Source organism: Mesorhizobium comanense, assembly GCF_005503535.1.
In the GTDB taxonomy this organism is placed as follows: domain Bacteria; phylum Pseudomonadota; class Alphaproteobacteria; order Rhizobiales; family Rhizobiaceae; genus Mesorhizobium; species Mesorhizobium comanense.
Map to the genome: position 1 here is coordinate 25,056 of NZ_SCNN01000019.1, position 20,690 is coordinate 45,745.

The 20,690-nt window shown below is 66.3% G+C and carries 21 protein-coding genes; 11 read left to right on the forward strand and 10 right to left on the reverse strand.

Annotated elements, in window-relative coordinates:
* Positions 1-243: 243 nt before the first annotated feature.
* Entirely contained in the window at positions 244-897 is a 654-nt protein-coding gene (locus FFS37_RS26210; protein ID WP_137933967.1) for a glutathione S-transferase family protein, read from the forward strand.
* 430 nt (positions 898-1,327) lie between these two features.
* Here the strand turns inward: FFS37_RS26210 and FFS37_RS26215 are convergent, their stop codons facing one another.
* Positions 1,328-2,506 (reverse strand): calcium-binding protein, encoded by a 1,179-nt coding sequence (locus FFS37_RS26215; RefSeq protein WP_171026427.1) that lies wholly within the window; start codon positions 2,504-2,506, stop codon positions 1,328-1,330.
* Between the two features lie 299 nt (positions 2,507-2,805).
* Between FFS37_RS26215 and FFS37_RS26220 the strand changes: the two genes are divergently transcribed.
* Both FFS37_RS26220 and FFS37_RS26225 read left to right on the forward strand, forming a co-directional pair.
* Positions 2,806-4,308 carry an ATP-binding protein gene (locus tag FFS37_RS26220; RefSeq protein ID WP_137933877.1) on the forward strand — a complete coding sequence of 501 codons (1,503 nt, stop codon included), beginning with the start codon at positions 2,806-2,808 and terminating at the stop codon, positions 4,306-4,308.
* On the forward strand, positions 4,305-5,120 hold the full coding sequence (locus tag FFS37_RS26225; RefSeq protein ID WP_137933878.1) for a hypothetical protein: 816 nt from the start codon (positions 4,305-4,307) through the stop codon (positions 5,118-5,120). Before FFS37_RS26220 ends, FFS37_RS26225 begins: the two co-directional genes overlap by 4 nt.
* 7 nt (positions 5,121-5,127) lie before the next feature.
* On the opposite strand, the gene FFS37_RS26230 is transcribed toward FFS37_RS26225, so the two are convergent.
* Positions 5,128-5,559, reverse strand: a complete 432-nt coding sequence (locus FFS37_RS26230; RefSeq protein ID WP_137933968.1) for a MucR family transcriptional regulator — start codon at positions 5,557-5,559, stop codon at positions 5,128-5,130.
* Between the two features lie 319 nt (positions 5,560-5,878).
* On the opposite strand from FFS37_RS26230, the gene FFS37_RS26235 reads away from it, so the two are divergent.
* The 5 genes from FFS37_RS26235 (at position 5,879) to FFS37_RS26260 (ending at position 10,621) form a co-directional block, all read left to right on the forward strand.
* Positions 5,879-6,748: a DUF6502 family protein gene (locus FFS37_RS26235; protein WP_137933879.1), complete on the forward strand. Its 870-nt coding sequence runs from the start codon at positions 5,879-5,881 to the stop codon at positions 6,746-6,748.
* Positions 6,745-7,812, forward strand: coding sequence for a DUF5666 domain-containing protein (locus tag FFS37_RS35855; RefSeq protein ID WP_171026428.1), 1,068 nt, complete (start codon positions 6,745-6,747; stop codon positions 7,810-7,812). The genes FFS37_RS26235 and FFS37_RS35855 overlap by 4 nt, the downstream gene beginning before the upstream one ends.
* Positions 7,813-8,014: 202 nt before the next feature.
* Positions 8,015-8,221, forward strand: coding sequence for a hypothetical protein (locus tag FFS37_RS26250; protein WP_137933882.1), 207 nt, complete (start codon positions 8,015-8,017; stop codon positions 8,219-8,221).
* A 140-nt stretch (positions 8,222-8,361) separates the two neighbouring features.
* Positions 8,362-9,777 (forward strand): glycosyltransferase family 4 protein, encoded by a 1,416-nt coding sequence (locus FFS37_RS26255; RefSeq protein WP_137933883.1) that lies wholly within the window; start codon positions 8,362-8,364, stop codon positions 9,775-9,777.
* The gene (locus FFS37_RS26260; protein ID WP_137933884.1) at positions 9,770-10,621 is read left to right on the forward strand and encodes a hypothetical protein; all 852 of its coding nucleotides are present in this window, start codon (positions 9,770-9,772) and stop codon (positions 10,619-10,621) included. Before FFS37_RS26255 ends, FFS37_RS26260 begins: the two co-directional genes overlap by 8 nt.
* Positions 10,622-10,664: 43 nt before the next feature.
* Here FFS37_RS26260 and FFS37_RS26265 read toward each other — a convergent pair whose 3' ends face one another.
* Both FFS37_RS26265 and FFS37_RS26270 read right to left on the reverse strand, forming a co-directional pair.
* The gene (locus tag FFS37_RS26265; protein WP_137933885.1) at positions 10,665-11,342 is read right to left on the reverse strand and encodes a class I SAM-dependent methyltransferase; all 678 of its coding nucleotides are present in this window, start codon (positions 11,340-11,342) and stop codon (positions 10,665-10,667) included.
* Positions 11,339-11,803, reverse strand: a complete 465-nt coding sequence (locus FFS37_RS26270; RefSeq protein WP_137933886.1) for an Rrf2 family transcriptional regulator — start codon at positions 11,801-11,803, stop codon at positions 11,339-11,341. Before FFS37_RS26270 ends, FFS37_RS26265 begins: the two co-directional genes overlap by 4 nt.
* Positions 11,804-11,832: 29 nt before the next feature.
* Here FFS37_RS26270 and FFS37_RS26275 point away from each other — a divergent pair, with 29 nt between their 5' ends.
* Entirely contained in the window at positions 11,833-12,840 is a 1,008-nt protein-coding gene (locus FFS37_RS26275; RefSeq protein ID WP_210240478.1) for a GNAT family N-acetyltransferase, read from the forward strand.
* A gap of 97 nt (positions 12,841-12,937) precedes the next feature.
* Here FFS37_RS26275 and FFS37_RS26280 read toward each other — a convergent pair whose 3' ends face one another.
* On the reverse strand, positions 12,938-13,948 hold the full coding sequence (locus FFS37_RS26280) for an aminopeptidase (RefSeq protein WP_332312221.1): 1,011 nt from the start codon (positions 13,946-13,948) through the stop codon (positions 12,938-12,940).
* A gap of 10 nt (positions 13,949-13,958) precedes the next feature.
* Here FFS37_RS26280 and FFS37_RS26285 point away from each other — a divergent pair, with 10 nt between their 5' ends.
* Positions 13,959-14,543 carry a cupin domain-containing protein gene (locus FFS37_RS26285; RefSeq protein WP_210240479.1) on the forward strand — a complete coding sequence of 195 codons (585 nt, stop codon included), beginning with the start codon at positions 13,959-13,961 and terminating at the stop codon, positions 14,541-14,543.
* Positions 14,544-14,583: 40 nt separating this feature from the next.
* On the opposite strand, the gene FFS37_RS26290 is transcribed toward FFS37_RS26285, so the two are convergent.
* Together FFS37_RS26290 and FFS37_RS26295 are read right to left on the reverse strand one after the other, a co-directional pair.
* Positions 14,584-15,558, reverse strand: coding sequence for a nucleoside hydrolase (locus tag FFS37_RS26290; RefSeq protein WP_137933887.1), 975 nt, complete (start codon positions 15,556-15,558; stop codon positions 14,584-14,586).
* Between the two features lie 27 nt (positions 15,559-15,585).
* Positions 15,586-16,464 (reverse strand): ABC transporter permease, encoded by an 879-nt coding sequence (locus FFS37_RS26295; protein ID WP_408631452.1) that lies wholly within the window; start codon positions 16,462-16,464, stop codon positions 15,586-15,588.
* On the opposite strand from FFS37_RS26295, the gene FFS37_RS36640 reads away from it, so the two are divergent.
* On the forward strand, positions 16,352-16,684 hold the full coding sequence (locus FFS37_RS36640; RefSeq protein WP_408631453.1) for a hypothetical protein: 333 nt from the start codon (positions 16,352-16,354) through the stop codon (positions 16,682-16,684). The genes FFS37_RS26295 and FFS37_RS36640 overlap by 113 nt on opposite strands.
* A 105-nt stretch (positions 16,685-16,789) precedes the next feature.
* Here the strand turns inward: FFS37_RS36640 and FFS37_RS26300 are convergent, their stop codons facing one another.
* The 3 genes from FFS37_RS26300 to FFS37_RS26310 form a co-directional block, all read right to left on the reverse strand.
* Positions 16,790-17,764, reverse strand: a complete 975-nt coding sequence (locus FFS37_RS26300) for an ABC transporter permease (protein WP_137933889.1) — start codon at positions 17,762-17,764, stop codon at positions 16,790-16,792.
* Positions 17,761-19,335 (reverse strand): sugar ABC transporter ATP-binding protein, encoded by a 1,575-nt coding sequence (locus FFS37_RS26305; RefSeq protein ID WP_137933890.1) that lies wholly within the window; start codon positions 19,333-19,335, stop codon positions 17,761-17,763. The genes FFS37_RS26300 and FFS37_RS26305 overlap by 4 nt, the downstream gene beginning before the upstream one ends.
* A gap of 242 nt (positions 19,336-19,577) precedes the next feature.
* Positions 19,578-20,612, reverse strand: a complete 1,035-nt coding sequence (locus FFS37_RS26310; protein ID WP_137933891.1) for an ABC transporter substrate-binding protein — start codon at positions 20,610-20,612, stop codon at positions 19,578-19,580.
* Between the last annotated feature and the right edge of the window lie 78 nt (positions 20,613-20,690).

Consider the following 20,690-nt stretch of genomic DNA (forward strand, 5'->3'; position numbering starts at 1 on the left):
GTGCGATTTGAAGTGTCGCCTCGCCGTCGAGGGTGGTCAACTCAAACTTTGCACGCTTCCCCCTGTTTCGGCGGGCAGGCAAATCGTCGATCCAGCCGCATCGATTGCATGCTGCAAATCCAAGCGAAAAATGTCGGATCGCGCCGGCTGGCTCCGTCCTAGGCATGGCGATGTACAATTCGTCGGGACAAAGGAGAGCCATTCATGAATGAAAAGGTCGGGCCGGTGCCGGCAGTGGGCGCAATGAAACTCTACTTCAGCCGCAACCCCAATCCGCGCCTGGCGGTCGCGGTGGCGCGTCACCTCGGCGCGGATGTGGCCTTCGAATTCGCTTCGCCCTTCGCGCCCGGGCAGGCGGAACGGTTCCGGCCGCTCAATCCCAATCTCTATCTGCCCATATTGGCATGGCCTGATGGCAGCCTGTGGGAGACCGACGCCATCGCCTGCCGGCTGTCGCGCGATGCCGGCTCGAATTTCTGGCGCACCGGCGACGACCAGCCCGAAATGATCCGATGGATCAGCTGGGGCAAGGACAATTTCGCCCGCTCCTGCGACATGGTGCATTTCGAGCGTGGCACCAAGCAGCGCTATCATATGGGCCCGATCGACCATCAACTGGTCGAGGAGGGGCTGAAACTGTTCCACACCTACGCGGCGATCCTCGACGCGGTGCTGACGGGCCGGCAATGGCTCGTCGGGCACGACGTTTCCTATGCCGATTTCCGCATGGCAACCTTCCTGGCCTTCAACGATGTCGGCGGCCTGCCGCTCGAAGATTATCCCGCGCTCGCGCGCTGGTATGGCCGACTGGAAGCCATCGATGCCTGGCGTGATCCTTTCAGCGGGCTCGACGCGCCCGGCCTGCCGCCGGTGCCGAAGCAAGATGCCGGGACCTGAAATCGACGGCGCGAGGGGCTTTGTTCGCCTGGGCGAACGCGAACGCCAAATGCAAGGGATCAAACTGACGACCGGCGCATACACGAAGAAACTTGAAGACGCCGGCCGCCATTTGGGGCGTTGGGGTGCATCACGTTGGGGCGCGACGCAGGGTCAAGCTAAGCATCCGACCGGCGTCTTCAATTCGAATGGCGGCCGATGGTGAACGAACGGTTACTATCCACAGGCGCATGCCCGGCCGGCATGGCTCGCCCGCAAGAGAGGCGACATGCCCGGGCGTCGCCTCCCGGGCAATAGGCTCCGCCATGAGCCGTCATCGGTGGCGGCGTCGTGGCGGAGAGGGTGGGCGCCATGACGCCCGCTCCTGGAGACTGTCTGGAAATTCTACCCTGGCGGCCATCTGAACTCGCCAGGGCGAATTTCGAAACCCTCAGACAAAGAAGTCGAACTGGGCCGCGGTCAGGTCGGTGGCAGTGATCCCGGTCAGGGTAAGCGTGTCGCCGCCGCCGAAATCGATGACCGTGTCGGCGCCGGCCTGCGACATCAGCCCGGCCAGATCGGAGAAATCGTCGATGCCGGCGAAGGAGCCGACGCTGATGTGCTCGCCGGCCGTGCCCAATGACAGGTCGGTGATGACGTCCGCGCCGTCGCCGAGCTTGAAGATGAAGGTGTCCGCGCCGGCGCCTCCGGTAAGAATGTCGTTGTCGGTGCCGCCGGCGAGCGTGTCGTTGCCGTTTCCGCCATTGAGCGTGTCGTTGCCGTAGCCGCCATAGACGATATCGTCACCGTCGCCGGCGTTCACGAGATCGGCGCGGCCAAGGGCGAGCGCGTCGCCGGCGTTCTTTCCCGCCAGGTAGATGACGTTGGCGTCACTGCCGAAACCACGGATCTCGGCGATGCCGTTCAACGCGGTTTGGGTGAAATCCAGGGGCGCGGTTCCGGCATAGGCGGAGATCTTCACGCCGGTGAACGTACCGAACTCGACACTGGTGTTGGTGATCTCCTCGACGCCGGTGATGGATTTGATGCCGATAAGGATGTTGTCCTGGGTGGCGACGATCCTGTCCGTTTCGGTCCCGCCGTCATACTTCGTGCCGCCGGAGCCGGTTTGCCCGACGAAGAACACGTCGTTGCCCTGGCCGCCGATGGCGGTCAGGTTGCCGGCATAGCTGATATACAGCTGGTCATTGTCATAGCCGCCATCGATGACCTGCGCGACCGTGGAACTGCCGATGCCCATCTTGATGATGTCGTTTCCGGTGCCGCCATAGAGGTTGTCGACGCCGCCGCCGCCTTCGATGTAGTCTTCGCCGCTGCCGCCATCGATGTAGTCGTCGGCGCCGAGCCCCCTGATCTCGTCGTTGCCCTGTTCGCCATAGGCGTAATTGCCGGTGCTGGAGTACTGCAGATAAATCTTGTCGTTGCCATCGCCGCCCCAGATGCGGGCGTTGCCGTTGTAGAAGGATGTGTAACCGACGCTGCGGGCATAGATGATGTCGTCGCCGCCATAGCCGTAGATGATGTCGTTTCCGCCCATGCCGGAGATCGTGTCCGCCGAGGACGTGCCGGTCAGCGTCTGACCCAAGCTCGTGCCGTTGATGACTGCCATTTGGTTGCCTCCTCCATGAAATGTCGCCGCCGACATTTGTCGAGGCTATAGAAGTGTATCAGCGTTTTATTTGGTTGCGAGTCGGTAATTATGAATTTTTGACGACCCGGAAGCCTTTTCAGGATTTTATATTGCTTTTTAATTTAGCGGTTCCTGATTTGTTGCTTCGCCCATGCCGGCCCTCCGGGCGCGCGCCAGCCGCTCGATCTGTGCGCAACCCGGCGCGGCCGGCCATCGGTGCTCGACGGGCCGGGGTTCGGTTGATAAGCCCGTCTGCGGAAGGAGCTGATGAGTCTGACATGACCGTTGCGATCGAGATGGGCCACACCTCGGCGGGCGCTCCGGCGAACCTCGATCTCGAGGAATTGCTGGCGACCCGCCTTCTGGTGCAGGGCAATTCGGGCTCGGGCAAGTCGCACCTGCTGCGGCGGCTTCTGGAGCAGAGCGCGCCCTGGGTGCAGCAGACCATCGTCGACCCCGAAGGCGACTTCGTGTCGCTCGGCGAGCGCTACGGCCATCTGGTGATCGATGCCGAGGAGCACACCGAGCGCGGCCTGCAGGCGGCCGGCGAGCGGGCGCGCATCCATCGCGTCTCCACCGTGCTCAACCTCGAAGGCCTCGACGCCGAGAACCAGATGCGGCGCGCCGCCGCCTTCCTCGGCGGCCTGTTCGAGGTCGCGCGCGACCATTGGTATCCGATGCTGGTGGTGGTGGACGAGGCGCAGCTTTTCGCGCCCGCCGTGGCCGGCGAGGTTTCCGACGAAGCGCGCAAGCTTTCGCTGGGCGCCATGACCAATCTGATGTGCCGCGGCCGCAAGCGCGGGCTTGCCGGCATCATCGCCACCCAGCGCCTCGCCAAGCTCGCCAAGAATGTCGCGGCGGAAGCCTCGAATTTCCTCATGGGCCGCACCTTCCTCGACATCGACATGGCGCGCGCCGCCGATCTGCTCGGCATGGAGCGTCGCCAGGCGGAAGCCTTTCGCGACCTGGAGCGCGGTCAGTTCATGGCGCTCGGGCCGGCGCTGTCGCGGCGGCCGCTGGGCCTGCGCATCGGGCCGACCGACACCAGCCCGCGCAACGGCACGCCCAGGCTGATGCCGCTGCCCGAAGCGGTCCTGGAGGATGCCCGCGCCATCATCCTGGCCGCGCCGCCGCCCGATACCATGCGCGCGCCGCGCCGCGTTGCGTCTCCGGACTTGCTGGAACAACTGATGGCGGCGAAGTCGTCGCCCATGGAAATCCGCCGGGAACCGGCCGAGCCGGCGCCCAGCGCCGAGGACCTGGCCGAGCGGCGCGAGCGCATGGACCGCATCCTGCGCGCCATCCTGGCCGAACCCGATGCCGGGTTCCGCGTCATCGGTGTGCTCTACCAGGAATTCGTCGTGCGCTGCCGCATCGAAGGGCTGGCCTCGGTGGTACCCGACCTGCAGGAGTTCCGCCGCATGCTGACGCGCGCCCGCGCCGGGGTCGGCTCCGACATGGCCGAGGACGATGCATGGCGCGATGTCTCGGTGCGCGCCTCGCTGCTGCCCGAGGACATGCAGGGCGTGTTCATGATGATCGCGCGTGCCGCGAAGGAAGGCTGGGCGTGCCCGAGCGACGCGGCGATCGCGCGTGCCTATGGCTCGCACTCCATGCGCCGCGCGCGCCGGCTGCTCACCTATATCGAGGAGCAGGGCCTGATCGTGTGCCAGCTCGACGGCACGGGAAAGCGCACCGTGACGCTGGTCGAGCTCGCCTGGGCGACCGCACCCGGCGATCCCAATGCCGAGGAGGCGGAGCAGGGGAGCCTGGCGCTGTGAGTACCATGTCTCGGTCAGGGCAGGGCGGACCGGGCGGCAAGGCGGCCCGGGTCCGCATCATGGGGACGCCGAGATCCGGCACCAATCTCGCCAAGCACCTTGTCGAAGCCTATCTCCGGGTTCCAGTCGTCTTCGACCAGGGCTTCTGGAAGCATGGGGTCTTTCCGGCGCTGATGAATGGGCGCGTGCTGCAATATGGTGGCTTGCCCATCATCGTCATGAGCAAGGATCCCATCAGCCAGCTTCTGTCCTGGTTCCGGTTCACCAGGACAGACAGTGTTTTCAGGCCGAACAAGTACCTCGGCTCGTTCCTGCGCGGACCTTTCGAGATCAGGCAGGATTTCACGCAGCCGAACCAGATGGAGTACAGGTTCCGCACGCCCGCCGACTACTGGAACCAGTTTTACTTCGCCATGAACGCCCTTCGCCGGACCGGCGCACCGGTGCATTTCGTGCGCTATGAGGAACTTGTTTCGAATCCGGCCCAGTGCCTGAATTCGATTTCCCGCCTGCTCGATCCCGCAAGGCCCTTCGACGCGGGCACCGCCGTGGCGATTCCGCGATACGCGATCGGGGCAAGCAACGACATCGACCGGCCCGCGGATCCAGCAGCCAATCAGGGTCCTTTCGATCCTTCGCGCGCGAATCTGTCATCGGCCCTTGCCAGGGTCGGCTGGCGCAATGCGCGCCGCATCCTGCGCGACATCGACGATGACGTGCTCGATGCGACGGGCCGGCCGGGCTTTCCAGAAACCTGCAGGCGGTCAATCGGCCTGGCGGCAATAGCTCGGTCGTTTATCGGCTATTGGTGAGCTGCGCCTATTTCGCCTTCCGGCCGAGCCCCATGGATTTGGCGAGCTTCGAACGCGTGGCCGAATAATTCGGCGCCACCATCGGGTAGCTGGGCGGCAGGTTCCATTTCTTGCGGTACTGGTCCGGCGTCAGGCCGTAATTCGTCTCGATATGGCGTTTCAGCGATTTGAAGCGCCTGCCGTCCTCCAGGCAGATGATGAAATCGGGCATGACGGATTTCTTGACCGGCACGGCGAACCTGATCTCGTCGGACCCGGCGCTGACGCCGCCATCGGAAATGGCCTTGATCGAGGCGTGTATCCTGCCGATGAAGTCGGGGAGCTCGGCGGCCGGAACGGGGTTGTTCGAGACATAGGAGGAGACGATGTCGGCGGTGACGGAAATGATGGGGTCGAGATGCCTGTCATTCCTGGGGCCGGAGGTATCGGCGAGGTCAATCGGCCTTTCCTCCTGCGCGCCGCCGGCCCGGACAATGGTTGGTCTCGCATAAGGCTTCTTCAAGCGATCTCTCCTTTGGCGCGCGGTCTCGGCGCGCAGACTGAGGTGTAATCCGGGGACTCTGGTGATTGCAGCGGATGGGAGTACAAATTGTGGGAAAATTTCACACGTGTCAACCGGAGCGCAGGCCCTGGAAAGCAGGGTTGGTGCTGTTCCTTCGGTCAACGCTATTGTGGAAACATTTCCCACGCGCTATTTTCAGCAGGAATTTCCGAGGGATGGATGGCCGGTCACGTGACTGGCAAGTGAAGGACGACCGATGATGAAATCGGGGGGACAATATCTGGATGGGGCCGGGGTCCAGAACGCGCTCAACCGGGTGTTGCGCCCGCTGGTGCGGCTGGCCATCCGATGCGGGGTGACGTTCCCGGCTTTCGTTGACCTGCTTCGCCAGCTCTATGTCAATGTGGCCGAGCATGAATTCGCCTTGCCGGACAAGCAGCAGACCGACAGCCGGGTGAGCCTGCTGACCGGCGTGCACCGCAAGGAGGTCAGCCGGCTGAGAGGGGCGGGCGCTCCGGTGCGGGTGGTGCCCGATTCGGTGTCCAGGACCAGCGCCATCGTCGCGCGCTGGCTGGCCGATCCGGCCTTCGTGGACGCCAGGGGCATGCCGCTGCCGCTGGCGCGGACGGGCGAGGCGGGAGAACCGTCCTTTGCCGGCCTCGTCGAATCGGTGACGCGCGACCTCAGGCCGAGGGCCGTGCTCGACGACTGGCTCGACCGCAAGCTGGTGGAGATCGATGGCGAGGACCGGATCGTCCTGATGGAGGGGGCCATGGTGCCGCGCGGCGACGGCGAGGTCCGGCTCTACTATTTTGCCCGCAATCTGAGCGACCATGCCGCCGCCGCCGTCGACAACGTGCTGGCCGACGCGCCGCCCTTCCTCGAGCGGGCCGTTCACTATGACGGGCTGTCGGAAGAGCTGGCCAGGTCGCTGGAGGCCTACAGCCGCGAGATCGCGGTGGAAACGCTGCTGCGCCTCAACAAATATGCCAACCAGGCCATCCAAAGCGATCCGGGCGGGACCAGCCGCTGGAACTGGGGTGTCTACATATTGACCTCGGACGGCTCGTCGCCGGTCGGCGGGGAAAAGCCCGAGGCGGAGAATGCCGGCGGAGAGACGGCATGAGCTGGAAGCCGACGAGGCGGGAGTTCCTGACGCTCGGCGCCGCCCTGCCGGCCGCGATTTGCGCCGTTTCCGCGAAAGCGGGTGACGCGTCGAAGGACCAGGGCATCGGCGGCACTGGCTGGACGGCCGGGACCGACGGCGACCAAGGCATCGGCGGCACTGGCATCGTCGGCACGATCCAGCGTTTCGGCAGCATTTTCGTCAATGGCGTGCGTGTTGCCTATGATCGGGACGTGCCGGTCTGGGTGGATGGCGTCCGCGTCGCCGCGGACAGGCTGAAGGTGGGGCAAGTGGTGCGGGTGGCCGTGCTCGGCAGGGATGGCCGCGTCACGACCGCCGCGATCCATGTCACGAGCGAAGTGGTCGGGCCTGTCGAACGCAAGACCGGCAACTCGATCCGGGTCGTGGGTCAGCATGTCGACATCGGCGGCATTGCCGGAACGAAAATCGCGGTGGGCGATATCGTGGCGGTTCACGGCATCCGGCGGCCCGACGGAACGGTCGTCGCCAGCCTGGTCGAGGCCAGGCCGGGGGACGCCCCCTATCTGGTTCGCGGGCTTGCCAGCGTGAAGGCCGGGGCCTTGCTGGTCGGGCGGCTCAGGATCGGGGCAGGATCGTCGCCGCTGGCGAACCGGCGCGTCCAGCTTACGCTTGCCAGGGCCGCGGGCGGATACAGGATACTGCATGTGGAGGCGGAGGCGCCGGTGCCGCAGGCCGAGGTCGCAAGCGTGCTCTACGAAACGTTCCTGCAACGCCGGGGAGCGCGCCTGGCGTCAGGCCTCGGCGTCAGTGTCGACAGCCAGAACGGCGATCCGAAAGCGGGCGGATTTGTCCGCGCCTTCCTCGATGTCGGCTTTGACCGGTCGGGAAATGTCGTGTCGGCATCGCGCGATCCGGGGTCGGGTGGGCCTTCGCCAAACCAGTCCGGCACGCCGGGCCAGCCTCCTGGCGGACCAAATGGACCAAATGGACCGAACGGGCCAGGCGCGCCGGGTGGTCCCGGCGGGCCGGGTGGCGGTCCCGGCGGTCCGGGCGGCGGCCCGGGAGGGCCCGGCGGACCGTAAGCTCCAGGCATCTTCAGGGATTGGCCGGCTCATGCCGGCGTGAACGGCGATGATCCGGCCGGCCCCGTCCCTTGCGATGGACGGAACCGGCCGGCACAGCCGTACGTGCTCGTTGTAGGGGCTCGAGCTTTCCAGGGGTACGGCTGCTCTTCCGCGGACCATGCGGGGGGCGGATGGTCCATGGAAATCCGCGGGCGAAATCGTGTCAGGCATTGCGGTGAAACGGGAGCGCCGCCTCGCCCGGTCTCATCTGTTTCATGCAATTGCGAAGGCAGAACCGCAGCGCGCTTTTGCCGGAATTGCTCGATTCCTTTCCGCTGGTGTCGTCGATGAAATCAATTTGTGGGAAAAATACCCACAAGTCAAGCAGCGCACTCTCTTGACGTGGGTAAATTTCCCACGTATTTGAAATGGACACCGGGAACGATCATTTCGCAGAGTCCCGGCCCCCTCGACCGGGACAGGGCGCTTGCCGCGGCTTCGACCGCCACGGATATCCGTTGCCTCCGATCGAGCCGATGCCCTGAAGCAACGTCGGAAGGTAAGCCGTTGAAGACATTGTATTTCGATGCCACCTTGCCTTTGCGCTGGGGGCCGCATCCGCCCGTCGGCATCCCGCGCGTCGAAACGGCCCTCATCCGGCAGGCGCTGCGCTGGAAGGGCTCGCCGCTCGGCTTCTTCATGGTCGACAAATGGGGGCAGGGCCACACGCTCGATGAGGCGGAGCTTGGCTATCTGCGGCGGCTTGTCGAAGGCGAGCTGGCACAGCCGATCGGCGGCGAGGCAAGCTCATATGCGGCGCGGCTGTGGAAGGTGCTGTCGATGGTGCGGGCGGCGCCGATCGCCTGCGGACGCGAGTTCGACCGCGTCGCGGCGATCTACCTGTCCGGCTCCGAGAAAAGGCGCGGCATCAAATTCCAGTTGTCCAAGACGGCCATCCGGCTTTTCAAGGCCGTCAAATCGGCGCTGCGTCCAAGTCGCCTCGATACCGGTGATCCGCTGAAGGACGAAAACGCCATATGCTTCCTGTCGAGCACGAGCGTGCACGAACTTGCCTCGGGCAGGCTTGCCGCCAGGAAGGCCAAATGCGGCATCTTCACCCTGATGCACGACCTCATCCCGATCGACTACCCGCAATTCATCGGTCCGCATCATGCCCGTGGCTTCGTGCGCAACACGGCATGGCAGCTGGAGAATGCCCGGCTGTTGCTCTGCGTCTCGAAATACACCGCCGACCGGGTGCGGTGCCATGCCAAGGCCACCAGTCCCGCTCGCATGCCGCAAGTCGCGGTTGCATCGCCCGGCGCTTTCCTGAAGGAAGGCGTCGCGGACCGGGGCATGTGTCCGGAAAAGCAGCGGCGGGACCGCAAATTCGTCCTCTACTGCTCGACCATAGAGATCCGCAAGAACCACATCCTGCTGCTCAAGGTGTGGCACCGGCTTCTTCCCCTGCTGGGGGAAAGGCTGCCGAGGCTGGTCCTGTGCGGCCGGTGGGGCTGGATGTACGAAGAACTCACCGCCTTCATGGCGCAGCATCCGGAGCTCGGCGAGCATGTGCAGTTCCGCTCCGGCATAGGCGATCGCGAGCTTGCGGAGCTCTATCGGGACGCTGAGTTCAGCGTCTATCCCTCGGCGGTCGAAGGCTGGGGCCTGGGCGCGGCCGAGTGCCTGGATTTCGGCCTGCCGGTGCTGATCTCGGACGCGCCGTCGCTGGCCGAAGCCACGCAGGGGCTGATGCCGACGATCCCGGCGCGCGATGTCGAGGCCTGGTGCGCCGCGGTCGCCAAGGCCTGCACCGACCCTGCCTGGCTCGCCGAACTGCGCCACACGATCGCGTCGCGGTACCGCCCGATCAAGGAGCGGGAGTTCTTCGCGACCATCGTGAAGCATGCCGCGGCGCTCGGGCCCGGCCCGGTGCGCGAAGCCATGGCGGTCGAACCCACGCCGGAGCGGGTCCATGGGTGAGCGGCCAGTGTTTCCGGTTGATGCAAAGGTGGCGATCGCGGGGAATCCCGCGCCTGGCGCCGCATCGCCGCGGCCTGGTATCGCCGGCGTGCGGGTGATGGGCACGCCGCGTTCGGGCACCAACCTTGCCCGGCATCTCATCGAACGCCATCTCGGCGTCCCGGTCGTCTTCGACCAGGGGTTCTGGAAACACGGTGTCTTCCCCGCCCTGATGAACGGGCGCGAGATCGAGCATGGCGGCCTGCCCATCGTCGTCATGAGCAAGGATCCGGTCACGCAGATCCTGTCCTGGTTCCGCCTGGCGAGGAACGGCACGATCTTCAGGCCGAACGGCAACCTCGCCGCTTTCCTGCGCGGTCCGTTCGAGGTCAGGCAGGATTTCACCGAGCCGAAGCGGATGGAGTACAGGTTCCGCTCGCCGGCCGACTACTGGAACCAGTTCTATTTCGCCATGGACGCACTGCGCCGCGCCGGCGCCCCGGTGCATTTCGTGTGCTATGAGCGGCTGGTTTCAGAACCGGCCCTTTCGCTGCATATGCTGTCGCATTTCCTTGGCCGCGCGGCGCCGTTCAACGTGCGCTGCCCGGTGGAGATTCCGCACCATACGCTCGACGCCAACAATGACATCGGCGATGCCGACACGCATGGGCGAACCCCGTTCGACCCCGCCCGCGCCGAGCTCGCCTCGGCCCTGGCCAGGATCGGCTCGCGCAATGCCGGCATCATCCTGCGCGGCATCGACGAGGATGTGCTTGCCGCGACGGGCAGGGCGGATTTTCGCGCGGCGTGCCGGCAGGCCGCCGGCGCCAGGGCGATGCTGAAGTCGCTTGTGGCGTTCTGGTGACGCTCCCGAAGTCGACCCCGGCATCCTTCCCAGGTCAGGGATTTCAGGCGGCGTAGGCCACCCAGCCCCTGAAGCTGAGGCCGGCATAGAACAGGCCGACATCGGCGAAGCCGGCCTCGGCCAACATTGCCTCCTCCTCGCGCGGATCAAGGATCGTCAGGCGCGTGGCGATGGCCTGGCGCGCGCTTTCCAGCTGCGCCTCGTCGGCGTCGCGCCGGGCGCCGAAGGCGACATGCCTGGCGATCCACCGGGACCGTTCGGGCTCGGCCTGGGGAAAGCTGATATGGGCGAGCACCAAAGGCGCGCCGGGCCGCAGGCGGCGCCGGATCTGGCGCAGCGTCGCCAGACGGTCCTCCCGTGCGATGAAATGGAAAGTCAGCAGCGCGCAGGCGCCGTCGAAAGGCCCGTCCGGCGCGGCATCGACGAAGCCGTGGTGGAGGCGCATGCGCGGGGCGTGATCGGCCACCATGCGCCCGGCCAGGGCCAGCATGTCGGCCGAGGGGTCAACCCCATCGAAAGACCAGCGCGGCTCGGCCTCGGCGAATGCCCTGAGTTCCAGCCCGCCGCCGGCGCCCAGCACCAGCAGGCGGCCATCCCCGGGCATGCGCTCGGCAAGCAGCAGCGTGGCCATGCGGTGCAGGCCGGCGAAGCCGGGCACCTGCCGTGGCGGCCCTTCCGCGTAGCTGGTGGCCGCATGGCCCTCGAAAGCGGTCCGGCTCATGCGCCACCATGGACGGTTTCGAGATCGGTCAGCCGGCGGCTCGCGCCGCGCGCCTGGATGTCGGCGTCGAGCATGGCGAGCGTCACCGTGCCAAGATGGTCGAGCAGACGCTGCTCGGCCTCGTCCAGGGCCTGGTCCAGACTGGCGTTGACGGCCTGCTCCACCAGGCATTGCGGGTTGCCCGTGCGGTTGCCGAGCGCGAACAAGGCCGGGCTGCCAAGTGCCGCATAGATGTCGCGCAGCGTGACATCGGCGAGATCGCGGCTGAGCACCCAGCCGCCGCCATGGCCCTTGCCGGAGCTGACATAGCCGGCATCGCGCAGGCCGCCCATGATACGGCGCAGCACGACGGGGTTTGTCCGCATCGCCTTGGCCAGCGTCTCGGAAGTGACCGGGGCGCTGTGATGCGCCATGTGGAGGAGGACGTGGAGCACGCCCGACAATCGACTGTCCCTGTTCATGCAACTTCATATGTTGCGTGATAAGCGTCATGTCAAGGCACGGACGCGAGCCTCCGCGCGACCTCGACAGCGTGATGCGCGTCTGCCACGTTCATCCGATGAGCGAACTCGGACCCACCGAATTGCGGCTGATGCAGGGAATGGCGCAAAAGGTGACCGCCGCGCGGCCGGAGCTGCTGAACGGCGACGCCACGATTGGCGAGCTTGCCTGGGTGTGGGGCAAGGATGCCGACAGGCTGCACGGCTTCTGGCGGCACCGATTCTGGTTCGCCGATGGCGAGCTGGCCGGTTGGGGCTGGGCCTGCCTGCCGCATCATATCGAGGTCGGTGGCGGAGCGGCGATCGAGGCGCAAGCGGCAAGCCTGATCTGGCAGACGCTTCCGGACCGGCCGGAGCTCTTGGCGGGCATACTCGACTGGTACGACGATGTGGCCGATGGCGCCGACAGGCTCATGACGGTGCAGTCCGCCGATGTCCGGGCGCAGGCGATCGTCGCCGCGCATGGCTATGTCTTCGACGACGAGGCCGGCTCTGAGGACGGCTCCTGGGTGCAGTTCAACAGCCGGGACCTGACCGACGTGCCCGAGCCGGTACTACCGCGTGGCTTCCGCTTCCTGACGGCCGGGGATGTCCCGGCCGCCGAGGCGGTCCAGGCGCATCGCGACGCCTGGCCGGGCTCGCGCTTCAACGAGACGGCGTTCGACCGGGTGCGGCGGACATGGCCCTACCGCGCCGACCTGCACGTGCTGGTGCGGGCGGAGGAGGGCACGCTGGCCGCCACCGCCATCATCTGGCTGGACGAGGCAACGCGCACCGCCGAGTTCGAGCCCGTCGGCACCCACCGGGATTTCCGGCGGCGCGGTCTCGGCACGGCGCTGCAACTGCATGGCTTGCGTGTCGCCCGGGCGGCCGGCGCGACCCGCATGTTTGTCGCCTGCCGGGGCGCGGCGTCGCAGCCGGCGGCCCGCGACATGTATCTTGGCGTCGGGTTCCGCCAGTTGGGCCGCGACCTGCCGCAGATCAAGACGTCGAGGTAGCGGGTCGGACGGGTTCTTCCTGTGAACGCGGGCGCCCGTGACGCCGAAACCGGCATTGTCAGCGCCGGGCTTGCGCGAGCCGTCTTGCCGACCAAGGTCAGTTGCACGACCGCGCGGTCTTGAGCGCCTCGAAGCGGAAGGGCTGGGGCAAGGCGCCGATGCGGCGGACGGCGGCGTAAAAACGGGGATAGTCGCCGCCGCACAGGTCGTGCAGGCGCAGGAATGCCGGCACCTGTTCGCCATAGACCGAGGTCGCGGCGAGCTTGGCATTGTTGATCGGGCTGTCGAACCAGCCGTCATAGCCGCGATATCCGCCCCATCGGCTGTCGCGCATCTTGTGGTAGCGCGCCCGCAGCCTTTCGATCGCGGCGTCCTTGGCGGCCGCCATCTTCTCCGGCGTGCGGGGGCTGCCATAGACCTGCCGCAACTCCTCGCGCGTCTGCCCGACCAGTCGCAGGAAATCGGCGCTGCGATTGCGGTTGGTCTCGTAGCGGCGCAAGCCGGCGCTGTTGCCCGTGGCGCGCAGCCATTTGCGCGTGCCGCTGGTCTCGACCGAAACCGCGAAGGCCTCGTTGAACGCGGAATCGCCGTTCACATAGAGCTTCTGATGCGCCAGCTCATGGAAGATGAGGGTGGCGAGATAGGTGTCGTCCTCGCGCATCATTGTGCTGAGCAGCGGGTCGCTGAACCAGCCCAGCGTCGAATAGGCGGTGACGCCAGAGACATAGACGTCGAGGCCCTTGCGCTGCAACTCGGCGGCGCTTTCGATCGCGTCCTTGCGCGAAAAGTACCCCTTGTAGGGAACGCAGCCGAACACCGGAAAGCACCAGGTGACCGGCGCCAGCGAGAAGCGCGGCGCGGCGAACACGGCAAGCGTCACATCGTCCCGGCCGATGTCGACATAGGAGCGGTAACTCGAATTGTCGGGCAGCGCCAGCTTCTCCGACGCAAAGCGCCTGATGGCGGCGGCGGTCTCCAGCTTGGCGCGCAAAGGCGCCGGCGTCGCGGGATCGCGGATCAGTCGCCCGACATTCTTGCGCGCCGCCATGATCTGGACATGGCCCTCGATCGACTGCGCATAATAGGAAATGGTGGTGCATCCAGCCACGGCGGACGCCATGACCACGGCGGCGAGCAATCGGAAAAAGCGCTTCACGGATTGCCCATCGCTGATCGTCTCCCAGGGAGCAAATATCGCCATTGTAGCCAGCGGCTCAGAACAGCCGTACTGGTTTTTCGGCGGATGGTCGAGGTTGCCCACAACAACTCGGGTCAGCTCCGCCGCTCGCGCTTGCGAGCGGCTTGGCATGTTGCCGGAGCCGCCGATAGAGTGTCGCCAAGCCGATTCACAGGAGCATGCCGTGCAGCCAACCTTGATCCGCATCGAAGGCGAGGGCGCGTTTGGCGAGCCGGTCGCCGTCGCCCGGCCGACCAGTGAGCAGGTGGCGCGGGTCAGGGTGGCAGGCGATCAGCCTATACCGGTCGGCACGACCGGCTTCTGGGAATGCACGCCGGGCCGGTTCCGGCGCCAGGTGGCGGAGGCGGAGTACAGCTATTTCATCGCCGGCCGGGGCAGCTTCACGCCTGACGGCGGCGAGCGGATCCAGTTCCGCGCCGGAGACGCGATCTACTTTGCCGCCAATTCGCAAGGCGAATGGGATATCGTCGAGACCGTTCGCAAGACCTATGTGATTTTCGGCTGAGCGCGGCTGCCAGCGGCCCGCCAGGGCGCGGCGTGGTCCATCACGCCTTCCGCCTTGCCAGCCGCTCCACCGAATCGACGATCAGATCGCAGAACTTCTTGTGGTCCAGCTTCATCGCCACGGTGTGGCGGAAATTCACCTGCTCGCTCGCCGTGCCGCCGAAATGGCGCATGCCGCCCATTTTCTCGAAATTGCAGACCGTCATGCCCTTGGTCCAGCGGCCGGCGATCTCGACGCGGATGTCGGCTTTTTCGGTGGTGAAGACGCTCGGGTCGATCAGGGCGGCGACGCAGCAGGCGTCGTGGATTGCGGGGTACTCGATCTGCAGCAGGCCGCCATGGGTGGTGGCGATGAACGCCCAGATGTCGAGGATGAATTTGGCGATCGGGCCGCCAATGGCGCGCACCCTGTCCTGAAGGTCGGGCGTGGCAAGCGCCTGGTGGGTGAGGTCGAGCCCCACCATCGTCACGTCCCAGGCGGAGCGGAACACGACATCGGCGGCTTCCGGGTCGCCATAGATGTTGAACTCGGCGGCGGGCGTGATGTTGCCCCTGTTATAGGCGCCGCCCATGGCGACGACGCGCTTGACGCGCTCGACGATGCGCGGCTCCTTGCGCACGGCGAGCGCGATGTTGGTGTAGGGGCCGACCGGCACCAGCGTCACCGTCTTCGGCTCGTGCGCCATCACAGTCTCGATGATAAAGTCGACGGCATGGCGCCTGTCGAGGTCGAACGAGGCGGGCGGCAGTTCGGGGCCGTCGAGCCCGGTCTCGCCGTGGATTTCGACGGCCAGCACCTGGTCGATCAGAAGCGGGCCGGGTGAGCCCTTCGCCACCGGCACCTTGATGCCATAGGCGGTGCAGACCGACAGCGCGTTGCGCGTGGTGTTGTCGACATTGTGGTTGCCCGAAACCGTCGTGATGCCAAGGAGATCGATCTTCGGGTTGGCGGCGGCAAGCAGGATGGCGATGGCGTCGTCGTGTCCGGGATCGCAGTCCAGGATGATCTTTTCCATGATGTCTTCTCCCTTGGCCGCCGCTGGCTATCTGTCCTCGACAATGCGCAGATAAGCCGCCGTCACGAACAGCACGATCAGCCCGAACAATATCCTTCGCGCGCCCTCCGGCATCTGCAGGATGGTCAGCAGCGTCGTCAGCACGGTCAGGATCAGCGCGCCGACGATGGTGCCGGTATAGCCGCCGCGGCCGCCGAAGATGGAGGTGCCGCCGATCACGGCGGCGGCGACCGAAGGCAGCACCAGCGGTTCGGCGAGCGAGAGCGACGGGGCCTTGATCAGGCCGATATAGAGCAGGCCGGTTATGCCGGCGAGCAGGCTGGAGACGATGTAGAGCGCCGTGATGACCTGCCAGTAGCGCACGCCCGACAGACGCGTGGCGCGCTCATTGTCGCCGACGGCGTAGAGCAGGCGGCCGAAGCCGGTCCGGGCAAGCGTGAAGACGATCAACGCCGCCAGCGGCACGAACAGGAGCAGGGCGTTGGGAAAGCCCCATGTCACGCCGGTGCCGAGCCAGGCGAGAAAATCGGGGATCTTGGCGCCCGAGGCGATCACCGTGCGCTGGTAGACCTGCAGGCAGCCGGTGCCGATCAGGCTGGTGCCCAGCGTCATGATCAGCGGGTGGACGCGGAAGACGCCGACACCGATGCCGTTGACGAGGCCGATCAGCACCGCCGGCGTCATGGCGAGCAGGAAGGCGACGGCCGGGTCCTGGTTGACGATCTGGGTCGCCATGATGAAGGCGCTCATCGTCGCCACCGTGCCCACCGACAGGTCGATGCCGCCGGTCAGCATGGTCATGGTCTGGCAGCCGGCCAGGATCGCCAGCGGAATGGCGAACTTGATGGTGTTGGCGATCCAGCGCTCGTTGACGATGCCCGGGCGCAGGATCTGCAGGATCACCACGAGGATGACCAGCAGGATGACCAGCGGGACCAAGGGGCGATCGGCCATGAAGCGCTTTATGCGGCGGCCGAGCGGGATGGATTGGGGGGTGATCGCTGATGTGCTCATGGGACGGCTCGCGATAGGGTTGGCGCGACGCATCTTTCCCTTCTCCCCTTGTGGGAGAAGGTGGATCGGCGCGATAGCGCCGAGACGGATGAGGGGTGTTCCAGTGGAGTGAGACGTTGGTGTTGTCTGGAACACCCCTCATCCGTCTTGCCGCTGCGCGGCAATCCACCTTCCCCCACAAGGGGGGAAGGAAGAAGCGCGCGCCGATGCTCTTCCATCATTGCTGCCGCCCCCGCATCGTGATGAACGCGCCGAACATCACCACCGCCACCATGATCAGCCCCTCGATGATGGCGGTGACGTTGGGGTCGATGGCAAGCAGCGTCAGATCCGTGCGCACCAGGCGCAGCACGAAGACGGCGATGATGGGGCCGAGCAGGCCGCCCTTGCCGCCGCCCAGCGCCACGCCGCCCAGCACCACGGCGGCGACGCTGGCGAGCAAATAGGGGCCCGGGATGGGCGCGCCGATGCCGGTGCTCATGGTCAGCGCCAGGCCGCCGAAGGCGGCGAACAGGCCCGACAGCGCGTAGGCGAGGATGCGGGTGCGCTTGACCGGCACGCCCGAGCGGAATGCCGCCAGCTCGCTGGAGCCGATGGCGTAGATGGAGAGGCCGAGGCGGGAGCGGCGCAGCGGTATCCAGATCACGCAGAGGCAGAAGATCAACACCAGCAGTGCCTTGGGCAGCCAGGCGTCGACGGCGTCGGGCAGGCCCGGGATCGGCACGGTGCCGGAGATCAGCGCTTTCAGCCATTCGGCCGCACCGCCGCCGGGCGCGCCGAGCACCAGAAGGGCGGCGCCCTGCAGCACGAACAGCATGGCCAGCGTGACGACGATGTCGGGCACGCGGGTGACGACGATGAGCAGGCCGTTGAGCGCGCCGAGCACGAAGCCCATGGCGAGCACGAAGGGCACCACGAACAACGCGTATTCCTCGGAAGCGCCGGCCATCATGGAGGCGGCGGTGACGCTGGTCAGCGCCATCATGGCGGCGACGGAGAGGTCGATACCGCCGGCGATGACCACCACCGTCTGCGCGGCGACGGCGAAGGCGTAGGGCAGGACCGCGCGGGCGAGCGAGCCGAAATCGCCGCTGCCATAGCCGGGCTGGATCAGCTTGGTGAGGATGAACAGCGCGACGAGAAGGGCGAACAGGCCGATGACCCAGCCCTGGCGGCGCAGGAAATGGTTCATGGGCTTGCCTCCGGAGCATCGGAAGCATTGGGCGACGGCGAGTCCGATGAAGTCGCGGAGGGGTCGGCCAGTATGCCGACATCGGCCTTGGCGCCGCGCGGCAGCCCGTAGGCGGCGCGCATCAGCGCCGGCTCGTCGGCCTCCTCGACAGGAAAGATATCGACGAGGCGGCCGTTGAATATGACGATGACGCGGTCGCATACGCGCTGCACCTCTTCGAGTTCGGAGGTGTAGAACAGCACCGACTTGCCGTGGCCGGCGAGCTCGCGCAGCAATTTATAGATCTCCTGCTTGGTGCCGACATCGATGCCGCGCGTCGGGTCGAAGCACAGGATGGTGCGGGCATCCGCCGCGATCCAGCGGGCGATGGTCACCTTCTGCTGGTTGCCGCCCGACAGGCGCTGCACCTCGCCCTGCGCACGGGTGTCGATCTGCAGGCGCTGGATGGCGCCGAGCACCGTGTCGCGCTCCTTGCGCATGGGAATGGGTCCCCAGTTGCGCAAAGCGGCGCTGAAGGGGAGCGCGATGTTTTCGCGCACCGACCTCTGCATGGCGAGCGCCTCGGAGCGGTCGCCCGGCACATAGGCGATGCCCGAGCGGATGGCGTCGATAGGGTGGGTGAATTTCACCTGGCTGCCGTCGACCTCGATCGTGCCGCCGTTTGGCTTGATCGAGCCGGCAAGGGCGGCGAACAATTCGTCCTGGCCCTGGCCTTCGAGCGCCACCACGCCGGCCACTTCGCCGTCGGCGAGATCGAAGGAGACGTCGCTGAGCTTGCTGCCGACGCGCAGATTGCGCACCGCGATGCGCGGGCGGGCAGGGGCAGGCGCCGCGTTCTGGCCGGCGGCGCGCGGCTGGACCTTGGTCTTGACGATGCGCGCGCCCAGCATCAACTCGACGATCCTTTCCTCCACGCCCGGCTCGATGTCGACGACGCCGACGGTTTCGCCGTCGCGCAGCACGGTGGCGCGGTCGCAAAGTGCCGCGATCTCGACGAAGCGGTGCGAGATGAAGATGACGGCGCGGCCGGCGTCGCCCTGGCGGCGCACCACTTCCAGCACCTTTTCGGCCAGGTTGGCCGGCAAGGCCGCCGTCATCTCGTCGAGCAGCAGCACGTCGGGCTCGACGGCGAGCGCGCGGGCGAGATCGAGCACGCGCAATATGGCCAGCGGGATGTCGCGTGCGGTCTCGCGCAGGTCGAGATCGGGAATGCCGAGTTCGCGCACCCAGGCGCGGAACGGCTCGACCGGCGTGCCGGTCAGCCGCAGGTTGGAAAGCACGTCGAGATCGGGGATCAGCGACGGCTCCTGGTAGACGGGCAGCAGGCCGGCGCGGCGCGCGGCCGCGGGCGAGCGAATGTCGCGGGCCTCGCCACGGATCAGGATGCGGCCGGCATTGGCTGAAATGGCCCCGGTCAGGATCTTCACCAGCGTCGACTTGCCGGCGCCATTGGCGCCCATCAGCGCATGCACTTCGCCCGGCAGCACCGAGAGCGAAGCGTTGCGAAGTGCTGCAACCGCACCGTAATTCTTGGCGACGCCCGAGGCGTCGAGGAGGGGGCTGGTGGTCAAATCGGGTTGTTCTCGATTTTATGGGTCTGTTTAATGCACCAGTACGCCATGCTTGTGCGCGGCGTACTGCTGAAAAGCTCCCCCCTTCTCCCCTTGTGGGAGAAGGTGTCGCCGAAGGCGACGGATGAGGGGTGTTCCAGCGGAGTGAGGCGTCGGCGTTCCCTGGAACACCCCTCATCCGTCTCGGCGCTGACGCGCCGATCCACCTTCTCCCACAAGGGGAGAAGGCAGAGGCGCAGCCCTTACTCCCCCGGGCCCTTGCAGGCCACGATCTGCTCCTTGGTGTAGGTCGTCCAGTCCGGGATCATGATCGACACCGGCCATTCGGGGCTCAGCGACGGGTCGGCGGCGGCTTTCAGCTTGGCCTTGCCTTCCTCGGTGGCGTTTTCCCACAGCTGCGGCTGCACGAGCACGGTCTGCTGCGGCGGCTTCTTGCCGTCGAGGATCTGCAGGGCGAGCGTCACGCCGGCGCCGCCGATCGAGCCGGGATTGGTGACGGCGGCGCCGACCAGGCCCTTGACCGAGCTCAACTGGCCGACGAAGCCGGCATTGTCGGCGCCGACCACCGGCACAAGCGGGGCCTGCGATTCAACCAGCGCGTCGACGATGACGTTGTCGATGCCCGAAGTCCACACGCCGTTGAACGGCGTGCCGGTGGCCAGGAAGGACAGCATCTGCTGCTTGGCCTGGTCCTGCTGCCAGCCGGTGAAGACTTCCTGCGCGACCTTCACGTCGGGGAATTCGGCGAGCGCCTTCTTGAAGCCTTTGTCGCGATCGCTGTCTGCCGAAGCGCCGGCGGCGCCGCGCATGTAGAACACCTCGCCCTTGCCGCCCATCTGCTGGAACAGCCATTTGGCGCCGAGATAGGCGTATTCCTCCTGGTTGTTGGAGATGATGTAGGCCGACGGCTCGGTGACCGCCTGGTCGACGGCGACGACGACGATGCCGGCCTTGGTGGCTTCCTCGAGGCCCGCCTTGATGCCAGCCGGATCGGCGGGGTTGACGACGATGGCGTCGACCTTGGCGCTGATCAGGTTGCGGATGTCTTCCAGCTGGCCGGCGGCGTCCGTGTTGCGGTGCGCGATGTTGAGCTTGGTGACTTCGCCGGAAGCGAGCGCCTGTGCCTTCATGGCGCAGACCATCTCCTCGCGCCAGCCATTGCCCTGCACGGTGTTGGAGATGCCGATCGTGTATTTGCCGGCGGCCGCCGAGACGCCTACCGAGGCCAGCAGGGCAGCGCCCGCGAGCAGCGGAACCATGGTCAGTATTTTCTTCATTTCAGTCTTCCTCCACATTGTTTTTCAGTTTCAGTTCAACTCGTTGGGCCGCGCCGCCGACAAAGTGATTCAACGACG